Here is a 17,674-nt window from a genome sequence, read left to right on the forward strand (position 1 = left end):
TCACCGGTTGAATACCGGATCAATTCCTCCCAGAAAATAGCATAACCATCTTCCAATTTTAGGGGTTCAGGTCAAAGCGTCTTTTATTTTCGAGCATTGTTATACTCTTTCATTGCTTTTCCTGTGACTGATTTAGGGTCATCTAAAGCGTCTTTTGGTGTTCCTGAATAAAGGATTTCACCACCATAACGACCCGCCTTAGGACCTACATCAATCATCCAATCTGACTTACTAATTACAGATAAATTATGTTCAACGATAATTAAGGTGTTACCCTTTTGGACTAATTCATCGAATAAATTAGTCATTATTGAAACATCTTTCATATGCAAACCGGCCGTTGGTTCATCTAACAAGTAAACAGTACCAGTCTTGTTTAGTTGTAATGCTAGTTTTAATCTTTGAACTTCCCCACCTGATAATGTATCAAGTGATTGACCAAGTGAAAGATAATCCAAACCAACTTTTTGCATATTGACTAGTTTGTCGTGGATTTCGGCAACGTCACTGAAGAACTTAATTGCTTCTTTAATTGATAAGTTCAATACTTCAGCGATATCTAGACCATTTAGTTTATATTGTAAAGCTTCATCGCTATAACGTTTACCATGACACTTTTCACATATTTGAACAACCGGATCCATGAAAGCCATGTTGGTAATTTGAACTCCACGACCTTTACATAGTGGACACTTACCTTTTCCGTTATAACTAAATAGTTGCCTTGAGACCTTATTAGCATCCCCAAATAATTTTCTTATATCATCTAGGATATTTAGATAAGTAGCTGGTGTTGAACGAATGTTTACCCCAACCGCATCTTGGGTTAAGTCAATATATCCAGTTTTTAGTTTATCCTTAACCGCTTGGATTAATGAACTCTTACCGGATCCGGCAACCCCTGAAATAACGGTTTGAGCGTTTAATGGAATTGATACATTGGCATGCTTTAGATTATGGATGTTAACATCCTTTAAATCTAAGGTGTCGTTGAAATCCTTGGCCTGCTTAAATACCAGTGATTCTTGTAATAACTTACCAGTGATGGTGTCACTATTAAGTAAGTCGGAATACTTACCGTTAAACATAATCTTTCCACCATCTTTACCTGGTTTAGGCCCAATTTCGACAACGTAGTCAGCAATTGGAATTAGTTCAGGATTATGTTCAACAACTAAAACAGTGTTTCCCTTATCCTTTAATTTTCTCAATGCATGACTGATTAGTTTAATATCTGCTGGATGTAGTCCAACACTTGGTTCATCTAAAATGTAAACCATATCAGATAATGAACTATTCATGTATTTAGCAATCTTAATTCTTTGTGTTTCTCCACCTGACAATGTGTCAGTACTTCTGTCCAATGTTAAATAGCCTAATCCTAAATCAATTAATGATTGAATCTTGGTAGTTAATTCTCTCAACAAATCAACAGTGAGTCTTTCATCAATTGAATCTAGAAATTCAATAACATGGTTTAAATCCATTTGTAAGACATCGGCAATGTTATACCCATTAATCTTACAAGTAAGAACTTCTGGTCTTAACTTAGTACCATGACACTTATCACAAGCCGTTCTAGTAACGATTTCTTGAATGGCTTCCTTGTGGTGTTCTCCTTCCTTACTTTCAATGATTGAACGCTTAATTCTTGGAATAACACCTTCATATAGAATGGACTTCTTCCATTCCTTAGGAGCATCAGTTAAATGATGTTGTGGTGCATATAACAAATCATTCAATTCCTTTTCAGAATAGTCTTTAATCTTCTTATCATTATCGAATAAGCCAGTATATGCATAACGTTTCCAACGCCATGTTCCAGGACCAAAACTTACGAATGTAATTGCCCCTTCGTTTAATGACTTATCATAATCAATCACCTTATCTGGATTAATGTGGTCAATGTATCCTAGCCCCTGACACTTATCACACATTCCTTGAGGTAAGTTGAATGAAAATGTATCTGAATATCCAACCCAAGGTTTACCAATTCTTGAGAACAATAATCTTAATAAGGAATAAATTCCAGTGTAGGTAGCAAGTGTTGATCGTGGATTTTTTCCGACCTTCTTTTGTTGAATCACAATCGCTACGGGTAGATTGTCGATTCTTCCTACATGAGGAGCTCCATACTTTGGTAAGTATTGTTGTGTGAAACTAGGAAATGTTTCGTTTAACTCTCTTCTAGAGTTTGCAGCAATCGTATCAAAAACAAGTGATGATTTTCCGGCACCAGATAGTCCCGTAAAAACAGTAATCGCATGTTTCTTGATATTGATATCCAAGTGCTTTAAGTTGTTTTGAAAAGCATTATGAACCTCGATATAATCTTGATTTGGCATTTCAATCCTCCTGAATTCACTTTGTATGAACAATTATAGTAGTTATAAGAAGCGATTTCATTTATCTTGTTTAATAATTAAGAATTTATAAAGTTAATCTGTTTTCTTGAGAAAAATAAATTTTTGATATTATAATGAAAGTATAGACACGATATCTAATTGAAAGAAGATGAAATTATGGCAGAAGAAAAAAGAGATAAAATGATCGGTTTAGTAATGTTCATTTGCAATAAATATAGCCGTAAGGATTTTCGTTTTGCAAAGTCTTTAATCTCTCACAGCTATGATGAAACTGTTGAAAGATTACAAAAAGCATATCAAGAATCATGCGATGCTTTCAAAAAGCGCATCTTAGAACCAATTAAGATTCCTGCTGACACTGTTGCAATTGATTACAGTGCTGCATTTGAAAAAATGACTGCTACTAAGATTACCACCCATCAATTAAAGAAATACTCAAAGCATGCTTTAATCGCAAAGGAAATGCTTGAAAGAATCAACGAACCATTAGACTAATAAATAACTAAAAAAGCCATCCTCGTTTGGATGGCTTTTTTTATTTCATCAATTGATATAACTTATTGTAATTAACTGTTCCTAAACCTGTAGATTGATTATATTTCTTTCCAGGTTGACCAGTGTAGTACAAGTTACTATTGTCTTTGTCAGAATCTAAAACATTGAATGGTGAGTTACTGCTATTTGCGAAACCATACAATTGTGGGTTCCATAATCCAAATCGATGATTTGCTTTAGTTGCGAATAAAGCATTTACAGCAGCTACCTGTGGTGCAACAATACTTGTTCCGCCATCAATAAACCAATGGTTATTATATAGAACTGTATAACCAGTTTGTGGATCACCATTAGCGACAATATCAGGTAAGTTTCTACCCGATGCTGTTGACGATGTTTGTGTAGGCTTTGCATATTGTTTTGCATAACCACCATCCATATTCCAATATTGAACAGCGTTATAACTATTTACACCACTAACGTTTCTTTGATATGCAGGTGTTTGATTAAACTTACTGAATCCACCACCAGTTCCTGCAAAATAAGTGCTTAGGAAACTATTTTGATCACTGTCGTATAACTTTAATTGGTTAAAGTATGGATATAAGAAATCATTGGACCATGCACGTTCCTTATCAATTTTAACCCTATGACCGTTAACACTGTAATTGATTGGTACACTTGTTGCACCAACAGCTGTAATGAATGGAGATGATGCAGGAGATTCAACTGTTAATCCAGTTACTCCTCCTTCAATACCGTCATAAGCTCCATTATCACCGGTGGAATTAAAAATACTAATTCCTTGTGCAGCACCCTGTAATAGCAAACTATTCATAATTGAATTGTAACTCTTAGGAATAAACCCTTCGTTCATCATTTGTTGTAATTCAGCTTCACTGATTCCCCAGCTTAATGATAAACTATCAGACTTGTTAGCACTAATTGCTCTAGCAAAACTTTCTACCATTCCAGAGATGGTTGGTTGCGAAACATAAACGTTGATATTAGATTTAGGTGCAATTGCACCTGCTTGTTGAACATCCATTGTAGTTTCATCACTTTGTGACTTAATTGAAGCATAGGCATCCTTATAAACGTGCACACGTTTAATACTGGAAGGAACCCCAACTTTTTTCCAGAATTTCGTGATGTCAGAGTTCTTAAATCCACCGAATGAGATAATTCCAATGCCATGTTTGTTGCCACGTTTTGCTTGTTTTAAAGAAGTTACTCCATAACGATTAATAAAATCTTTGGGGCTACGTTTCATTGAACTACTCTTAGTCTTTTTTGCAGCATTACTGTTAACATGGTCATAATTACTTAGTCCCATATAACCATTAACATGTTTTTGAAGTTTACCTCTCATCTTTGGAGCATGATTTGGTCGGTAAACGAACTTACCATTTACTTTTACTCTAATCTGCTTATATTTTAGTGCTTTTTGGATATTGGATTTACTTCCATATCCCCTCAATACAAGATTTCCAGCATACTTGGTAGTTCTAATATGATACTTTTTAAAATACTTCTGAATAGCTGAAACAGTTCTATTAGTTTGTCCATACCGATTAGCAAACTGCTTGGTAGATAAGAATTTTTTATGCTTAGACAAAACATAGTTTTGCAACTTGCGATTACTTCTTGTTTTTAAAATAATTGCAAAGTTGGTAGTGGCAGAACTAGATCTTGCTTTTGCCTTCTTATGAACTTTTACTTTATGTACAGTTCTCTTAGCTGTTGCATCAACATTATAGTTAAAGGCAGTACCTAACAAAACTGTTGCACTTAACGTTGCAATGATTGTTTTTCTAAACTTCACTCGTATCCCCCCTTGTTAGTCTCATAATATTACTAAAAATATCTTAAGTATAGCGATTTAAGCAATTCTTTATAATTTTTTATGTTAGTATTAATTATAGTTACTTAGTGAAAGGAGGTTTGCAATTTGTTTAAAGAATTCAAAGCATTCATCTCTAAAGGTAATGTCTTAGATTTAGCAGTTGGTGTAATCATTGGTTCAGCTTTCACAACCATTGTTAAGTCATTTACTTCAAACTTGATTAATCCTTTAATTGGAATTTTCATGGGTCAAATGAACTTATCATCAATCGTCTTCTCAGTGGGTTCAGCTCACTTCAGAGTCGGTAGTTTCATCAACGATGTTATTAACTTCTTGATTGTTGCCTTCGTTGTATTCTTGATTGTAAGAACTTACAACAAAGTTTCAAAACGCGATACTACTCCTAAGGATACCAAGACCGATATGCTATTAGGCGAAATTCGTGATTTGCTTTCAGAACAAAAAAACAACAAATAATAACTAACCCAGGTATTTTTATACCTGGGTTTTTCTTTTTGATATTAAGTTAAGTTTTAAAATATGATAAAATATTATTACTATTTCAAAAAATGAGGAGTTAATATGGTGATAATTACAGCAGGGATGATTGGTGTTGGTAAAACAACCTTAACCGGTAAAATAGCAAAACATTTAGGCACTAAAGCCTTCTATGAACCAGTTGGTGAAAATCCTGTTTTGCCTTTGTATTATAAGAATCCAGAACAATATGGATTCTTATTACAAATTTACTTTTTAAACAAACGTTTTTCAATGATTAAAAAGGCACTATCAGATGATAACAACATCTTAGATAGATCAATCTACGAAGATGCCCTTTTCACAAAACAAAATAATGCTGAAGGTAATATTTCAGACATGGAATTGAAAATTTACCTAGAATTGTTGGACAAAATGATGGGCGAATTAGATCAACTTCCTAAAAAAGCTCCAGACCTAATGGTATATGCTGAAACCGATTTTGAAACCATTCTACACAGAATTAAAATGCGTGGCCGTGATTATGAACAATTCGATAACGATCCTAAGTTAAAAGAATATTACTATCACATGTGGTCAGCATACAAACAATGGTATGAAGAATATGATAAGAGTCCTAAGATGAAGATTGACCTTCAAAAGTATGACCTATCAGAAGACGCTAACGTCGACATCGTTTTAAACATGATTGATGAAGAACTTAAAAAAATCAGATAATAAAAAAATCCCAAATCTTACTGATTGGGATTTTTTTATTTAGTTATCTTCTAATGTACCTAATTCAAAGATTGATTGACCATAAATTGCCATTGCTAACAACAAGTCGTCTACAACTTGGTATTCGTTAGCTTGGTGCATTGTGTTTACAGTCCAAGGGAATTCAGCACCGAATGCTACCCCTCTCTTCATCATACGACCATAAGTTCCACCACCAACTACTTGTGGTTGAGCTTCAGTCTTACCGGTACGTTCACGGTAAACATTGATTAGTTTGTTTACGATTGGGTCTTTTGGATCAACATAGTGAGGAACCATGTCATCAGTGTTCTTAACAGTTCCATTCATCACTTTAGCAGCTTGGCTTAGGTGTTCACCAATAGTTTCAACACTAATACCCTTTGGATATCTAAAGTTAGTGTTCACAAAACCACCATCAGTTGGGTTGAACTTTAAGATACCAACATTCATTGTTAAGTCACCCATGATTTCATCAGTGTAGTTCGCACCAATTCTGTTTGCACGAGAATCACCGTGTAGGAATTCAGCAACAAACTTAATGAAGTTCTTAGCATCACCAGAGAAGTCATAGCCGCGTAGGAAGTTAGCTAGGAATGTTCCACCATTAACACCATTTCTTGGTTCCATTCCGTGTGATGACTTACCAATTAAGTGTAATTTGATTCCATCTTCAGTAATTTCAGAACCACCATCTAGTTTTCGATCTTGCATGAATGTTGAGAATTCTTCTGCCATTTGATCTTTAAATGCAGTCTTAACATCAGCAAAAGCATCCCTAGGCACCATGTTTTCTCTTAAACCAGCATCAAAGTTTGCTAAGTAGTAATCAGCTGAGTCTTCTTGGTCAGTACCAAAAGTAGTTTCAAATGTAGTATTACCCTTTTCACCATTAATAACTGGGAATTGAGCATCTGGAGAGAATCCAAAGTTAGGTTCTGGTTCTAACTTGAAGTAATGCTTCATTCCAGTCCAGTTACTTTCTTCATCAGTACCAATAATGAATCGAATCTTGCAGTTAGGTTCAATTCCTTGATCTTTCATCATTTTTAGACCATAGTATGCAGCCAAACCAGGTCCTTTGTCGTCGGAGGCACCACGACCAAACACTTTACCGTCTTTGATCGTCATTTCAAATGGATTGCTGTCCCATCCTTCACCGGCTGGCATAACATCAGCATGGGCTAAAATAGCAAATGTCTTATCTCCACTACCGTATTCTATGTAACCAACTAGGTTATCTAAGTTCTTGACAATGAAACCGTCACGTTTACCAATTTCTAAGTACTTAACTAATGCTTTAGCTGGACCAGGTCCTAAAGGAAATTCATCAGTAGCCTCGTTATCATTTCTTTCACTATCGATAGAAATTAAGTCAGCCAAATCCTTTAGATAATCTTCCTTGTAGTCTTGAGCTAATTTATCCCAATTAATCATTTTGAAATCCTCCTTTACCTTCCCATATATTTTAGCATAATCTATTAAAAACACATCAATGAAGTGCCTAAAATTTAGTGATATACTAAAGATAAAGCGTTAGGAGGAATTAATATGACAGATATTTCAACTGACATCGTTAATAACACCGTTATTAAGCGTCCAAATAATAGCCATAAAGGTACTTTTGGTCGAGTTTGTATCATTGGTGGTACTAATAACTTTGGTGGTGCTATTATCATGGCTTCTAAGGCCTGTGTCTATTCTGGTGCGGGATTAACCACCACTTTTACAGATTCAGTCAATCTTTCTAGTCTTCATACCCACATTCCAGAAGCAATGTTCGTAGACTTTAATGACTTAGATAGCATTAAATCAATGCTTAATGGATTTGACGTTGTCTTAATTGGTCCTGGTTTAGGCACAGATGAAAACAGCCTTACAATCTTAAAGACTGTTTTTAATAACATTCAACCAACACAAAAACTAATCATTGATGGTTCAGCCATCACACTTATTGCTAACCATAATCTAACTCTACCGGATGCAAAACTTGTATTCACACCACATCAAATGGAATGGCAACGATTATCTGGAATTAAAATTAGTGACCAAACCGATGAAAATAATCAAAAAGCAGTAAAACAATTAAATGCTACAGTGGTTGTTAAATCACATCATACCAAGGTATATCATAATGATGATATTTGGACCAATCCTGGTGGCACTCCTGCTCAAGCTACAGGTGGCATGGGTGATACTTTAGCCGGAATGGTTGCCGGATTCGTAGCACAATTCTCAGACACTACTAATGCTGTTCTATCTGCGGTATACGCTCACAGTGCTATTGCGGATAAGTTGGCAGAGAAACAATATGTTGTTCTTCCTACTCAAATAATTGAACACATCCCTGAATTTATGAAAGCAAATGAAAAAAAGACAGAATCATAAGATTCTGTCTTTTTTATTTACGATTTATAAAGTTAAAAATTATTACCAATGATAATGGCACAATTAGTACTAGTACTGAATAAGCATTTAGGTAGTGATCGACAATCCCCATGATAAAAGTACCTAAGATGAAACTTGTGATGACCATAATTGTATCAATCAATAATGATCTAGCATTTTTATCATGATCAACCAGTGACAAGTATGCGTTATTAGCAATTTTACTAATATTCCCCGTCATCATTAGTGGATTAAACGGATTACCCTTTAACAACTTAAATTCTTGCAATTGGGCTGCCGATACTAACGACAAAAGCCCGACGATAAAAACAGGAGAAGCGTTTTTAACTATTAATCCAACTACTAAGATGACTACAATTTCGTATAACATTATCAAAACTTTTCGACTGTTGATAGATGTCATCTTCCGTTGCATTACCTTGATCATCACAATTCCTAATGCAAAGAAGATAATTGGAAAAATGTACTTCAATGATTGGGTATAGTCATGGTCAGCCAGACTAATTCCAAATAAAATTGAATTTCCAGTTGTAAACCGGCAAATACGCCACCTTGTTCGATGAAGGTATATGCATCAATTCCACCACTGGTTATTGCTAAAAGAATTGCAATTGTTGGATGTGTAAATATATCCTTATTTTTCATCGTCAATACCATGCTTTCAGTTTTTATTTAATGTGTAATCTTCTTCTAATTGAGTCTGCTTTACTACCAAGTACGATATTAGCAATTCTACTCTTCAATGCCAAATATACGTAAACAAATCCGCCCAAGAATGTTGCAATGACTACAACAACGAAACTTCCCACACTTGTGTAAGGATCCATCACTAGACCTACAACCATATTACCAGCATATACAGAAGCTAAAGCAACAAGATATGTCACAAGTGAAAATAGGACAATCCAGTTAATTTGGTTAAGCATTTTATCACTTCTAATCTTGAATTGACGGTCCAATGAATTAATGATTAATCCGTTTACAACCATGAATCCGATTGCAGATGAGATTAATGGACCAAATTCCTTGAAGAAGTAAACCATTGGAAATTGTGCTATTACCTTTGCGATTATTCCATAAATAAAGTACTTAACAGCAACCTTGTTTTGTGAGATACCTTGCATCATCGCAGTAACAACGGTGAATAATCCAAGACAGATAGAAATAATTGATGAGAAAGCTAAAACATTAGCTGACAATGCACCGTTACCAGTTCCGTAGAATAAACGGTTTAAAGGACCGGCAATGGCAGTCATCCCTAACGCTGCAGGAATCATAACAAATGAGAACAATACGAACCCACTTGAAATTTGGTGACTAATTTCTCTTTTATCACCCTTTGTGTAAGCTTCAGATAACAATGGAACAACTGTAATTGCCATTGCTGAAGCAAGTGAGATGGTAATCATAATTAGCTTATTAGCATTACCCGCGAAAATCGCATACAATTGGTTCAACACTACATCCGATGCGCTTGTAGCAATATGCATAATCTTAAAGAATGTAAATTGATCAATCAATTGGAAGATTGAAATTCCGGCACCTAAGATTACGAATGGAATCGCTTGTTGAACGATTTCTGCGTATAATTTATTAGCATTTACGCGAATCTTATTATTACTATTCTTAACTAGTGAACGGTAGTAACGACGACGTTTTAAGTAATACCATCCCAAAACTAATAGGCCAGCTACTGAACCGATAAATGCTGCAAATGTTGATTGAGAAACCGCAGTAACCCAATTACCATGCATAACTTTAATAATAAAGAATACGGCTACTAGCATGTAAATAACACGAATTAGCTGTTCTGCAAATTGTGAAATTGCTGAAGGAGCCATATCTTGGAATCCTTGGAAATATCCACGAGTTAAACTCATTGTTGGAATAATTAAAACGGCCCATGCTAATGATCTCATAACAGGTATTAAATCAGGATTACCATTATCAAATGCTGGAGCACCGATAAATAGGATTAATGCACAAACAATTCCAGTAATTAATGATAACAACAATCCTCTTTTGTATAATCTGACACTGACACCATACTCATTTAAAGCATTATAATGAGCAACCTGCTTTGCAATTGCGGATGGAATTCCGGCAATTGAAATAATCAATATCAAACTATAAACGTTATATCCTTGAACATATAAAGAATTAGCTTGTAGATATAATACCCCTAGCATCATTCTCCATGGAATTATGTATATTGCTCCCAATATTCTTGATAAGATGCTTCCTGCAGTCATCCATGCAGATCCCTCAATCATCTTATCCTGAGCTAAATTTTCTTTCATATTTTTATCTTGTTCATGCATGTTGCATTCCCACTTTCAAATTTCTCTAACTTGTTCATTTTAATCAATATTTTACTCGTAATCAACATCATACCACTATTAGACACAAAAAAAGAGTGATAATCATTAAATTATCACTCTTTTTTATTTAGTTAGCAACGATATTTACAATCTTACCTGGAACAACAATTACCTTTCTAACTGTCTTTCCTTCAATATCTGCCTTAATCTTGTCATCACTCATAGCTGCTTCTTGAGTAGCATCCTTAGATGCATCTGCGGCAACCTTAATGTGAGCTCTTACCTTACCGTTAACTTGAACTACGATTTGTACTTCATCATCAACTAGTTTGCTTTCATCATATTCAGGCCATTTAGCATAACTAATGCTATCGTCATGACCAAACTTGCTCCATAGTTCTTCAGCCATATGTGGAATGATTGGTGAAACTAATTTTACGAATCCTTCCATGTAGTCTAAGAATAAACTATCTTGCTTGTAGCATTCGTTAATAAATACCATCATGCTTGAAATAGCAACGTTGAAACGAAGGTTTTCGTAATCATCAGTTACCTTCTTAACAGTTTGGTTGTAAATCTTATCTAATTTATGATCATTTACAGTTGTGATACGATCACGAAGTTTATCATCGTCATCAATCATTAGTCTCCAAACACGGTTAACCCATCTGTTGGCACCATTAATACCTTCAGTACTCCATGGTTTTGATTCAGTCAATGGACCCATGAACATTTCATATAGTCTCAAAGTATCTGCACCGTATTCTTCAACGATATCGTCAGGATTAACAACGTTACCCTTTGATTTAGACATCTTTTCGTGGTTAGTACCCAAAATCATTCCTTGGTTAACTAACTTGTGGAATGGTTCCTTAGTTGGTACAACACCTAAATCATAAAGAACTTTGTGCCAGAAACGAGCATATAGTAAGTGAAGAACGGCATGTTCTGCACCACCAATGTATAGGTCAACTGGTAGCCATTTCTTTAATAATTCAGGGTCTGCAATCATCTTATCGTTGTGTGGATCAATGTATCTTAAGTAGTACCATGAACTTCCAGCCCATTGTGGCATAGTGTTAGTTTCACGTTTACCCTTACGACCATTTTCATCAACAACATTAACCCAATCGTCGATGTTAGCTAATGGTGATTCACCTGTACCTGATGGTTCAATGTTATCTGTTTCAGGTAATACCAATGGAAGTTCGTCTTCTGGTACTAAACCAGTTTCGCCATCTTCCCAATGAATAACAGGGATTGGTTCACCCCAGTATCTTTGACGTGAGAAAATCCAGTCTCTTAAACGGTAGTTAGTCTTAGCATGACCTGCTTTGTTATCTTCTAACCATTTTACGATTGCATCAATAGCATCCTTTTTGTTCATGCCATCTAAGAAATCAGAGTTGATGTGCACACCGTCACCAGTGTATGCTTCTTTTTCAGTGTCGCCACCTTCGATAACTGGTTTGATAGGAAGGTCGAATTTCTTGGCAAATTCATAATCACGGTCATCATGTGCTGGAACGGCCATAATAGCACCTGTTCCGTATGATGAAAGAACGTAGTCACCAATCCAAATTGGAATTTGTTCACCATTTACGGGGTTAATTCCGTAAGCTCCGGTAAATACACCAGATTTATCTTTGTTTAAATCAGTACGTTCTAAATCAGACTTAGTAGCAACTTTCTTGCGGTAAGCTTCAATTGCTTCTTTGTTATCATCAGTAGCAATCTTGTCTACTAAATCATGGTCTGGTGCTAAAACGATGTATCCAGCACCAAATAAAGTATCAGGTCTAGTTGTGAAGACTTCAATTTTTTCGTCATGATCTTTAACACCAAAGAATACGCTAGCACCCTTTGAACGACCAATCCAGTTTCTTTGCATTTCTTTAATGCTTTCTGGCCAGTCTAGATCATCTAAATCGTCAATTAAACGATCAGCATATGCGGTAATCTTTAATACCCATTGTTTCATTGGTACACGGTATACAGGGTATCCACCACGTTCAGTCTTACCATCGATAACTTCTTCGTTAGCAACAACGGTTCCACCCATAAAGTCTGGAGCCCAGTTAACTTCTATTTCATCTTCGTAAGCTAAACCTTTTTTGTATAGTTGTTCGAAAATCCATTGAGTCCACTTGTAGTACTTAGGATCAGTAGTATCAACTTCTCTGTCCCAGTCGTATGAGAAACCTAATGACTTAATTTGTTCTCTAAAGTGTTCGATGTTCTTTTGAGTAAATGAACCAGGATGGTTACCTGTCTTCAATGCGTATTGTTCTGCAGGTAAACCGAATGCGTCAAATCCAATTGGATGTAATACGTTCTTTCCTTGCATTCTCTTAAATCTAGCCATGATATCAGTTGCAGTGTATCCTTCAGGATGTCCTACGTGAAGTCCTTGACCAGAAGGATATGGGAACATATCTAGAGCATAGTAATTTTCTTTATTTTCATCATTTGTTGTTTTAAAAGTTTCATTGTTTTCCCAATATTTTTGCCATTTCTTTTCAACATCTTTGTGATTATAAGCCATAAAAATTCCTCCTTTAATCAGTTATCGAATAAAAAAAGCCCTATAAGCTATAAAGCCTATAGGACGAAAATTCCGCGGTACCACCTAAGTTTATCTATAAAAATATAGATACATCTCAAGTCCTTAACGCGGAAAACGTCTTAACCTACTTAGATTCAGTCAAGATCTCTACGACTAGTTCAATTAGCATTGGTCTAAATTCACAGCAGCCATTTAGTTTCTGAAAAGCAACGCTAATCTACTACCTCGTATCAACAATTTCTATTCGGTAATTTAATTATTTTAAATATACCAGTCTACAGAATTAAAATCAAGGACAATTATCAAATGTGTTAGAATTATTGATAGCTATTAATTAAGGAGCAATTAAATAATGAAAATTCAACCATCAGTTAGATACAGTCATACACTATTATCTCAATTGGTACAAAAAGGCGACACCGTAATTGATGCAACCGTTGGAAAAGGAAATGATACTGAATTTTTATCAGAATTGGTTGGTCAAAAAGGAAAAGTATATGGCTTTGATGTACAAGAAGAAGCAATTAAATACACTAAACAAAGATTAGATGACAAAAATTTAAGTAGTAATGTCAGTCTTTTTAATACCGGTCATGAAAATATTGAAAAATTAGTTGATGGACCAATTAATGCAGCCATCTTTAACCTTGGATATCTTCCCGGAAGCAATAAAGATATCATCACTAAACCTGACACCACGCTTACCGCTATCAAAGCATGCCTAAACAAACTGAAAATTAACGGAATCGTTGTCTTGGTTTTGTACTATGGACACGTTGGCGGACCACAAGAAAAACATGCCGTTATAGAATATGCGCAAAGTTTAAATCAAAAAGAATTTTCAGTAATGCAATATCAATTCATTAATCAAGTTCACTGTCCACCTATCCTATTAGCAATACAAAAAAATGCCAACTAATCAAAGTTGGCATTTTTATTTTACTTTTTAGCTAAAATACGATCATATAAATTAACAATTACCGCAAAAATAACGATAAATAAGCATACCCAAAATACTTTGTGTAATGAATCGTAAATTACATTTCTTAATGGTTCCACTAGCTTAGCAGGAACTAAATGAGCAGTTTTAACATTAACAATTTTATTAATCATATCCATTTTGGCACCATCAGTATGAAGAATGCCAATAGTTAATTGTCTATTCATCACAATTCCTAATACTGCAACAATCAAAGTTTGACCAAAGATTCGACATAATGTATTGAAGGATGTTGCGACACCAACGTCTGATTTTTCAACACTATTTTGTGAGATAACTGTCCCATTTGTAATAGTGATTCCAAAACCAATTCCACAAATTGCTGCGATGGCAAAGAACCAAGCAAATGAAACGGTAAATGGAAGTAATACTACCCAAATGGCTGCAACTAAAATAAAGAATAAACCAAACATTGTAGCGTAGAATGCCTTCATTCTAGATAATAACCACCCTGATACAAATGCACCAAAGATCCAAAGAATTGAAGTCGGTGTAATGGCTAATCCAGAAAGTGTTGCTGGGTATCCGAAGATTCCTTGTGTCCAAACTGGAAGATAAACCTCTAATCCCATCAAGAAACCACTAATTAAAAAGGCAATAATGTTTTGAATAACAAACGTTCTGTTTTTCAATAACTTCATTGGAATGATTGGGTTCTCAGCACAGTGTTCTTTTCTTACAAATAAGATTAACAATAATATTGAGAAGAAAATACAATATGATATTGGTTGCCAGTTATCTGATACATCACTAATCAATTGGATGATGTACATCAATGATAGTAATAATAGTGATAGATAAACCATTCCTAGATAATCAATTGATTGCTTAACCACAACGTGCTTTTCATGAAAACTCATGATAAAAATAATTAAAGCAATGATTCCTAGTGGTAAGTTTAAAAAGAAAACCCAGTGCCAACTAAGACTATCAACTAAAAATCCACCGATTAAAGGTGCCAAAATGGAAGCAATGCCCCAAATAGCACCGTTTAATCCTAATATTTTACCCCTATTCTCGTCTGAATAGATATCAGCAACAATCGTGTAGGATAATGGCATGATTACACCAGCACCGACCCCTTGAATTGCTCGCCAAATAATCAATGTTGTCATTGAATTAGACATTCCAGAGAAAATTGATCCGATTAGGAAAATCCCAATTCCAAAGATAAAAATCTTTTTTCTACCAAATTGATCTGATAGTTTTCCATAGATTGGAGTCGAAATAGCGTTGGTAAGTAAGTAAACCGAGAACACCCAGTTCATAATTGAAACACCATGTAAATCCCCTACAATTGTGGGCATAGCAGTTGATACAATTGTTCCTTCAACGGCACTCATAAATGTAGCGATAAACAATGATATGGTAACTAATAAAACATTGTTCTTTTGCGTATTAATACTCATTGTTCCTCCATCAAAATAAAAACGATTTATAAGTAATTTTCTACAAATAAATCGTCTTTATCGTTTTAAGATATATTATTTAAAGAAATTTTGTAGTTCTTCAACCTTGTCAGTGTGTTCCCAAGGTAAATCAACATCAGTTCTACCAAAATGACCGTAAGCGGCAGTTTTCTTATAAATAGGACGCTTTAGGTCAAGCATCTTAATAATACCAGCTGGTCTTAAGTCAAAAATTTCTCTAATTGCTTTAATTAGGTCATTTTCTGAAACAATAGCTGTACCAAAAGTATTTACAGAAATTGAAACAGGCTTTGCAACACCGATAGCATAAGCAACTTGTACTTCAATACGAGTAGCCAACTTAGCAGCAACGATGTTCTTAGCAATGTATCTAGCAGCATAACTTGCTGATCTATCAACCTTAGTAGCATCCTTACCAGAGAATGCACCACCACCGTGGTGAGCAGCTCCCCCGTAAGTATCAACAATAATTTTTCTACCAGTTAAACCGGCGTCACCTTGAGGTCCACCAATTACGAAACGTCCAGTAGGATTAATGAAGAATTTGGTGTTTTCATTTAGTAATTCTGCTGGAATAACAGCCTTGATTACTTGTTCGATAACATCTTTTCTGATTTGTTCTAAAGTAACATCTGGATCATGTTGAGTACTTAAAACAACAGTTTCAACAGCAACTGGTTTATTGTTGTCATCGTATTCAACAGTTACTTCGGCCTTAGCATCTGGTCTTAAGTATGAAATTGTGCCATCTTTTCTTAAGTCAGCAATTCTTCTCATTAATTTATGACTTAGAGAAATTGGTAGTGGCATTAATTCAGGTGTTTCGTCAACAGCGTAACCAAACATTAAACCTTGGTCACCTGCCCCGATTTTATCTAGAGCATCTTCACTACTGTCACGAGTTTCTAGAGAATCATCAACCCCTTGGGCAATATCAGGTGATTGTTCATCAATGGCAACTAATACTGCACAGGTATTACCATCAAAACCATATTGGTCATTATCGTAACCAATTTCTTTGATAGTTTCTCTAACAATTTTTTGAATGTTAACGTATGCTTTGGTTGTAATTTCACCAAAAACTAATACTAAACCAGTAGTTACTGAACATTCACAAGCAACTCTGGAATCAGGATCTTGTTTTAACATTTCATCCAAAATCGCGTCACTAATTTGATCAGCAATTTTATCTGGATGTCCTTCTGAAACAGATTCTGATGTAAACAAATGTCTTTCTTGCATTTTAATGATTCCCCCTATTAATTTGGTTACAAGGCATCTTCACTATCAAGGTGAATCCTATCGGGAATACGCTTATAACTCTTAAAATAATATCATAACTTTAATATTTTTTAAAGTAATCACAAATACAAAAAAAACTACCCTTTCGGATAGTCTTTTTTTAATTAGTACCGGAGGTGGGGTTCGAACCCACACGATCTTGCGATCACTGGATTTTGAGTCCAACGCGTCTGCCAATTCCGCCACTCCGGCATAATATTAAAATGAAGCCAAAGGCGGTAATCGGATTTGAACCGATGATAAAGGTTTTGCAGACCTCTGCCTTACCACTTGGCTATACCGCCATTTTAGTTCGAATTCAACTGGGCTAGCTGGATTCGAACCAGCGCATAATGGAGTCAAAGTCCAGTGCCTTACCACTTGGCTATAGCCCAATTAAAAAGGGCGGTAGGTGGGAATCGAACCCACGCGTGTCGGAACCACAATCCGATGTGTTAACCACTTCACCACTACCGCCATAGCAACATTAACAGGGATAGCAGGAGTTGAACCCGCACCAACGGTTTTGGAGACCGTTGTACTACCATTATACTATATCCCTATGGTGGAGGGGAGTGGATTCGAACCACCGAACCCGAAGGAGCGGATTTACAGTCCGCCGCGTTTAGCCAGACTTCGCTACCCCTCCATAAATGGCGCGGGACAGAATCGAACTGCCGACACACGGAGCTTCAATCCGTTGCTCTACCAACTGAGCTACCGAGCC

14 protein-coding genes, 7 tRNA genes, 1 riboswitch and 1 other annotated feature are annotated in these 17,674 nt (G+C 35.5%); of the genes, 5 read left to right on the top strand and 16 right to left on the bottom strand.

All coding sequences use genetic code 11. The annotated features are described in order from the left end of the window. Window positions 1-83 precede the first annotated feature (83 nt). Window positions 84-2,345 carry an ATP-binding cassette domain-containing protein gene (locus tag JUD45_RS06560; RefSeq protein WP_203619881.1) on the bottom strand — a complete coding sequence of 754 codons (2,262 nt, stop codon included), beginning with the start codon at window positions 2,343-2,345 and terminating at the stop codon, window positions 84-86. A 177-nt stretch (window positions 2,346-2,522) separates the two neighbouring features. Here JUD45_RS06560 and JUD45_RS06565 point away from each other — a divergent pair, with 177 nt between their 5' ends. Continuing rightward, the gene (locus JUD45_RS06565; protein WP_138726428.1) at window positions 2,523-2,861 is read left to right on the top strand and encodes a hypothetical protein; all 339 of its coding nucleotides are present in this window, start codon (window positions 2,523-2,525) and stop codon (window positions 2,859-2,861) included. Window positions 2,862-2,901: 40 nt separating this feature from the next. On the opposite strand, the gene JUD45_RS06570 is transcribed toward JUD45_RS06565, so the two are convergent. After that, window positions 2,902-4,686, bottom strand: coding sequence for a S53 family peptidase (locus JUD45_RS06570; protein WP_203619882.1), 1,785 nt, complete (start codon window positions 4,684-4,686; stop codon window positions 2,902-2,904). 126 nt (window positions 4,687-4,812) lie between these two features. On the opposite strand from JUD45_RS06570, the gene mscL reads away from it, so the two are divergent. Together mscL and JUD45_RS06580 are read left to right on the top strand one after the other, a co-directional pair. After that, entirely contained in the window at window positions 4,813-5,184 is a 372-nt protein-coding gene (mscL, locus tag JUD45_RS06575; protein ID WP_138726426.1) for a large-conductance mechanosensitive channel protein MscL, read from the top strand. 105 nt (window positions 5,185-5,289) lie between these two features. Further along, a complete protein-coding gene (locus JUD45_RS06580; RefSeq protein ID WP_138726425.1) occupies window positions 5,290-5,922 on the top strand; it encodes a deoxynucleoside kinase in 633 nt (210 codons plus the stop codon). Window positions 5,923-5,961: 39 nt separating this feature from the next. Here JUD45_RS06580 and pepV read toward each other — a convergent pair whose 3' ends face one another. Then, a complete protein-coding gene (pepV, locus tag JUD45_RS06585) occupies window positions 5,962-7,377 on the bottom strand; it encodes a dipeptidase PepV (RefSeq protein WP_138726424.1) in 1,416 nt (471 codons plus the stop codon). 114 nt (window positions 7,378-7,491) lie between these two features. On the opposite strand from pepV, the gene JUD45_RS06590 reads away from it, so the two are divergent. After that, the gene (locus tag JUD45_RS06590; RefSeq protein WP_138726423.1) at window positions 7,492-8,328 is read left to right on the top strand and encodes an NAD(P)H-hydrate dehydratase; all 837 of its coding nucleotides are present in this window, start codon (window positions 7,492-7,494) and stop codon (window positions 8,326-8,328) included. A 13-nt stretch (window positions 8,329-8,341) separates the two neighbouring features. On the opposite strand, the gene JUD45_RS06595 is transcribed toward JUD45_RS06590, so the two are convergent. The 4 genes from JUD45_RS06595 to leuS all read right to left on the bottom strand — a co-directional run bounded on the left by JUD45_RS06595 (window position 8,342) and on the right by leuS (window position 13,215). Further along, window positions 8,342-8,893, bottom strand: a complete 552-nt coding sequence (locus JUD45_RS06595; protein ID WP_308438519.1) for a YoaK family protein — start codon at window positions 8,891-8,893, stop codon at window positions 8,342-8,344. Further along, window positions 8,818-8,994, bottom strand: coding sequence for a hypothetical protein (locus tag JUD45_RS07060; RefSeq protein WP_236018499.1), 177 nt, complete (start codon window positions 8,992-8,994; stop codon window positions 8,818-8,820). The genes JUD45_RS06595 and JUD45_RS07060 overlap by 76 nt, the downstream gene beginning before the upstream one ends. A 23-nt stretch (window positions 8,995-9,017) precedes the next feature. Continuing rightward, a complete protein-coding gene (locus JUD45_RS06600; RefSeq protein WP_138726421.1) occupies window positions 9,018-10,670 on the bottom strand; it encodes a putative polysaccharide biosynthesis protein in 1,653 nt (550 codons plus the stop codon). A gap of 127 nt (window positions 10,671-10,797) precedes the next feature. Beyond that, on the bottom strand, window positions 10,798-13,215 hold the full coding sequence (gene leuS / locus JUD45_RS06605; protein ID WP_203619883.1) for a leucine--tRNA ligase: 2,418 nt from the start codon (window positions 13,213-13,215) through the stop codon (window positions 10,798-10,800). Between the two features lie 56 nt (window positions 13,216-13,271). Next, window positions 13,272-13,479: a binding site (T-box leader), on the bottom strand. A 109-nt stretch (window positions 13,480-13,588) separates the two neighbouring features. Here leuS and mnmM point away from each other — a divergent pair. Then, window positions 13,589-14,155, top strand: coding sequence for a tRNA 5-(aminomethyl)-2-thiouridylate-methyltransferase MnmM (gene mnmM, locus JUD45_RS06610; protein WP_138726419.1), 567 nt, complete (start codon window positions 13,589-13,591; stop codon window positions 14,153-14,155). Window positions 14,156-14,175: 20 nt separating this feature from the next. Here mnmM and JUD45_RS06615 read toward each other — a convergent pair whose 3' ends face one another. The 9 genes from JUD45_RS06615 to JUD45_RS06655 all read right to left on the bottom strand — a co-directional run bounded on the left by JUD45_RS06615 (window position 14,176) and on the right by JUD45_RS06655 (window position 17,674). Then, window positions 14,176-15,645 carry an MDR family MFS transporter gene (locus JUD45_RS06615; RefSeq protein ID WP_187155443.1) on the bottom strand — a complete coding sequence of 490 codons (1,470 nt, stop codon included), beginning with the start codon at window positions 15,643-15,645 and terminating at the stop codon, window positions 14,176-14,178. A gap of 75 nt (window positions 15,646-15,720) precedes the next feature. Beyond that, window positions 15,721-16,908, bottom strand: a complete 1,188-nt coding sequence (metK, locus tag JUD45_RS06620; RefSeq protein ID WP_203619884.1) for a methionine adenosyltransferase — start codon at window positions 16,906-16,908, stop codon at window positions 15,721-15,723. Continuing rightward, a riboswitch (SMK box riboswitch) is annotated at window positions 16,906-16,991 on the bottom strand. Its footprint overlaps the gene before it by 3 nt. A gap of 85 nt (window positions 16,992-17,076) precedes the next feature. Further along, window positions 17,077-17,160, bottom strand: a tRNA-Leu gene (locus JUD45_RS06625). Window positions 17,161-17,181: 21 nt separating this feature from the next. Continuing rightward, window positions 17,182-17,252: transfer RNA gene (locus tag JUD45_RS06630), tRNA-Cys, on the bottom strand. Window positions 17,253-17,270: 18 nt separating this feature from the next. After that, window positions 17,271-17,342: transfer RNA gene (locus JUD45_RS06635), tRNA-Gln, on the bottom strand. Window positions 17,343-17,351: 9 nt separating this feature from the next. Continuing rightward, window positions 17,352-17,424 (bottom strand) — tRNA-His (locus JUD45_RS06640). 14 nt (window positions 17,425-17,438) lie between these two features. After that, window positions 17,439-17,509 (bottom strand) — tRNA-Trp (locus tag JUD45_RS06645). A gap of 1 nt (window position 17,510) precedes the next feature. Then, window positions 17,511-17,596 (bottom strand) — tRNA-Tyr (locus JUD45_RS06650). A 5-nt stretch (window positions 17,597-17,601) separates the two neighbouring features. Beyond that, a tRNA-Phe gene (locus JUD45_RS06655) sits at window positions 17,602-17,674 on the bottom strand.

The organism is Apilactobacillus nanyangensis (assembly GCF_016861915.1).
GTDB lineage: Bacteria > Bacillota > Bacilli > Lactobacillales > Lactobacillaceae > Apilactobacillus > Apilactobacillus nanyangensis.

Coding starts and splice junctions, on each gene's coding strand:
- JUD45_RS06590 (WP_138726423.1), top strand. CDS start 7,492: ATGACAGATATTTCAACTGACATCGTTAATAACACCGTTATTAAGCGT.
- JUD45_RS06615 (WP_187155443.1), bottom strand. CDS start 15,645: ATGAGTATTAATACGCAAAAGAACAATGTTTTATTAGTTACCATATCA.
- JUD45_RS07060 (WP_236018499.1), bottom strand. CDS start 8,994: ATGAAAAATAAGGATATATTTACACATCCAACAATTGCAATTCTTTTA.
- JUD45_RS06560 (WP_203619881.1), bottom strand. CDS start 2,345: ATGCCAAATCAAGATTATATCGAGGTTCATAATGCTTTTCAAAACAAC.
- leuS (WP_203619883.1), bottom strand. CDS start 13,215: ATGGCTTATAATCACAAAGATGTTGAAAAGAAATGGCAAAAATATTGG.
- JUD45_RS06600 (WP_138726421.1), bottom strand. CDS start 10,670: ATGCATGAACAAGATAAAAATATGAAAGAAAATTTAGCTCAGGATAAG.
- JUD45_RS06580 (WP_138726425.1), top strand. CDS start 5,290: ATGGTGATAATTACAGCAGGGATGATTGGTGTTGGTAAAACAACCTTA.
- pepV (WP_138726424.1), bottom strand. CDS start 7,377: ATGATTAATTGGGATAAATTAGCTCAAGACTACAAGGAAGATTATCTA.
- JUD45_RS06565 (WP_138726428.1), top strand. CDS start 2,523: ATGGCAGAAGAAAAAAGAGATAAAATGATCGGTTTAGTAATGTTCATT.
- mnmM (WP_138726419.1), top strand. CDS start 13,589: ATGAAAATTCAACCATCAGTTAGATACAGTCATACACTATTATCTCAA.
- metK (WP_203619884.1), bottom strand. CDS start 16,908: ATGCAAGAAAGACATTTGTTTACATCAGAATCTGTTTCAGAAGGACAT.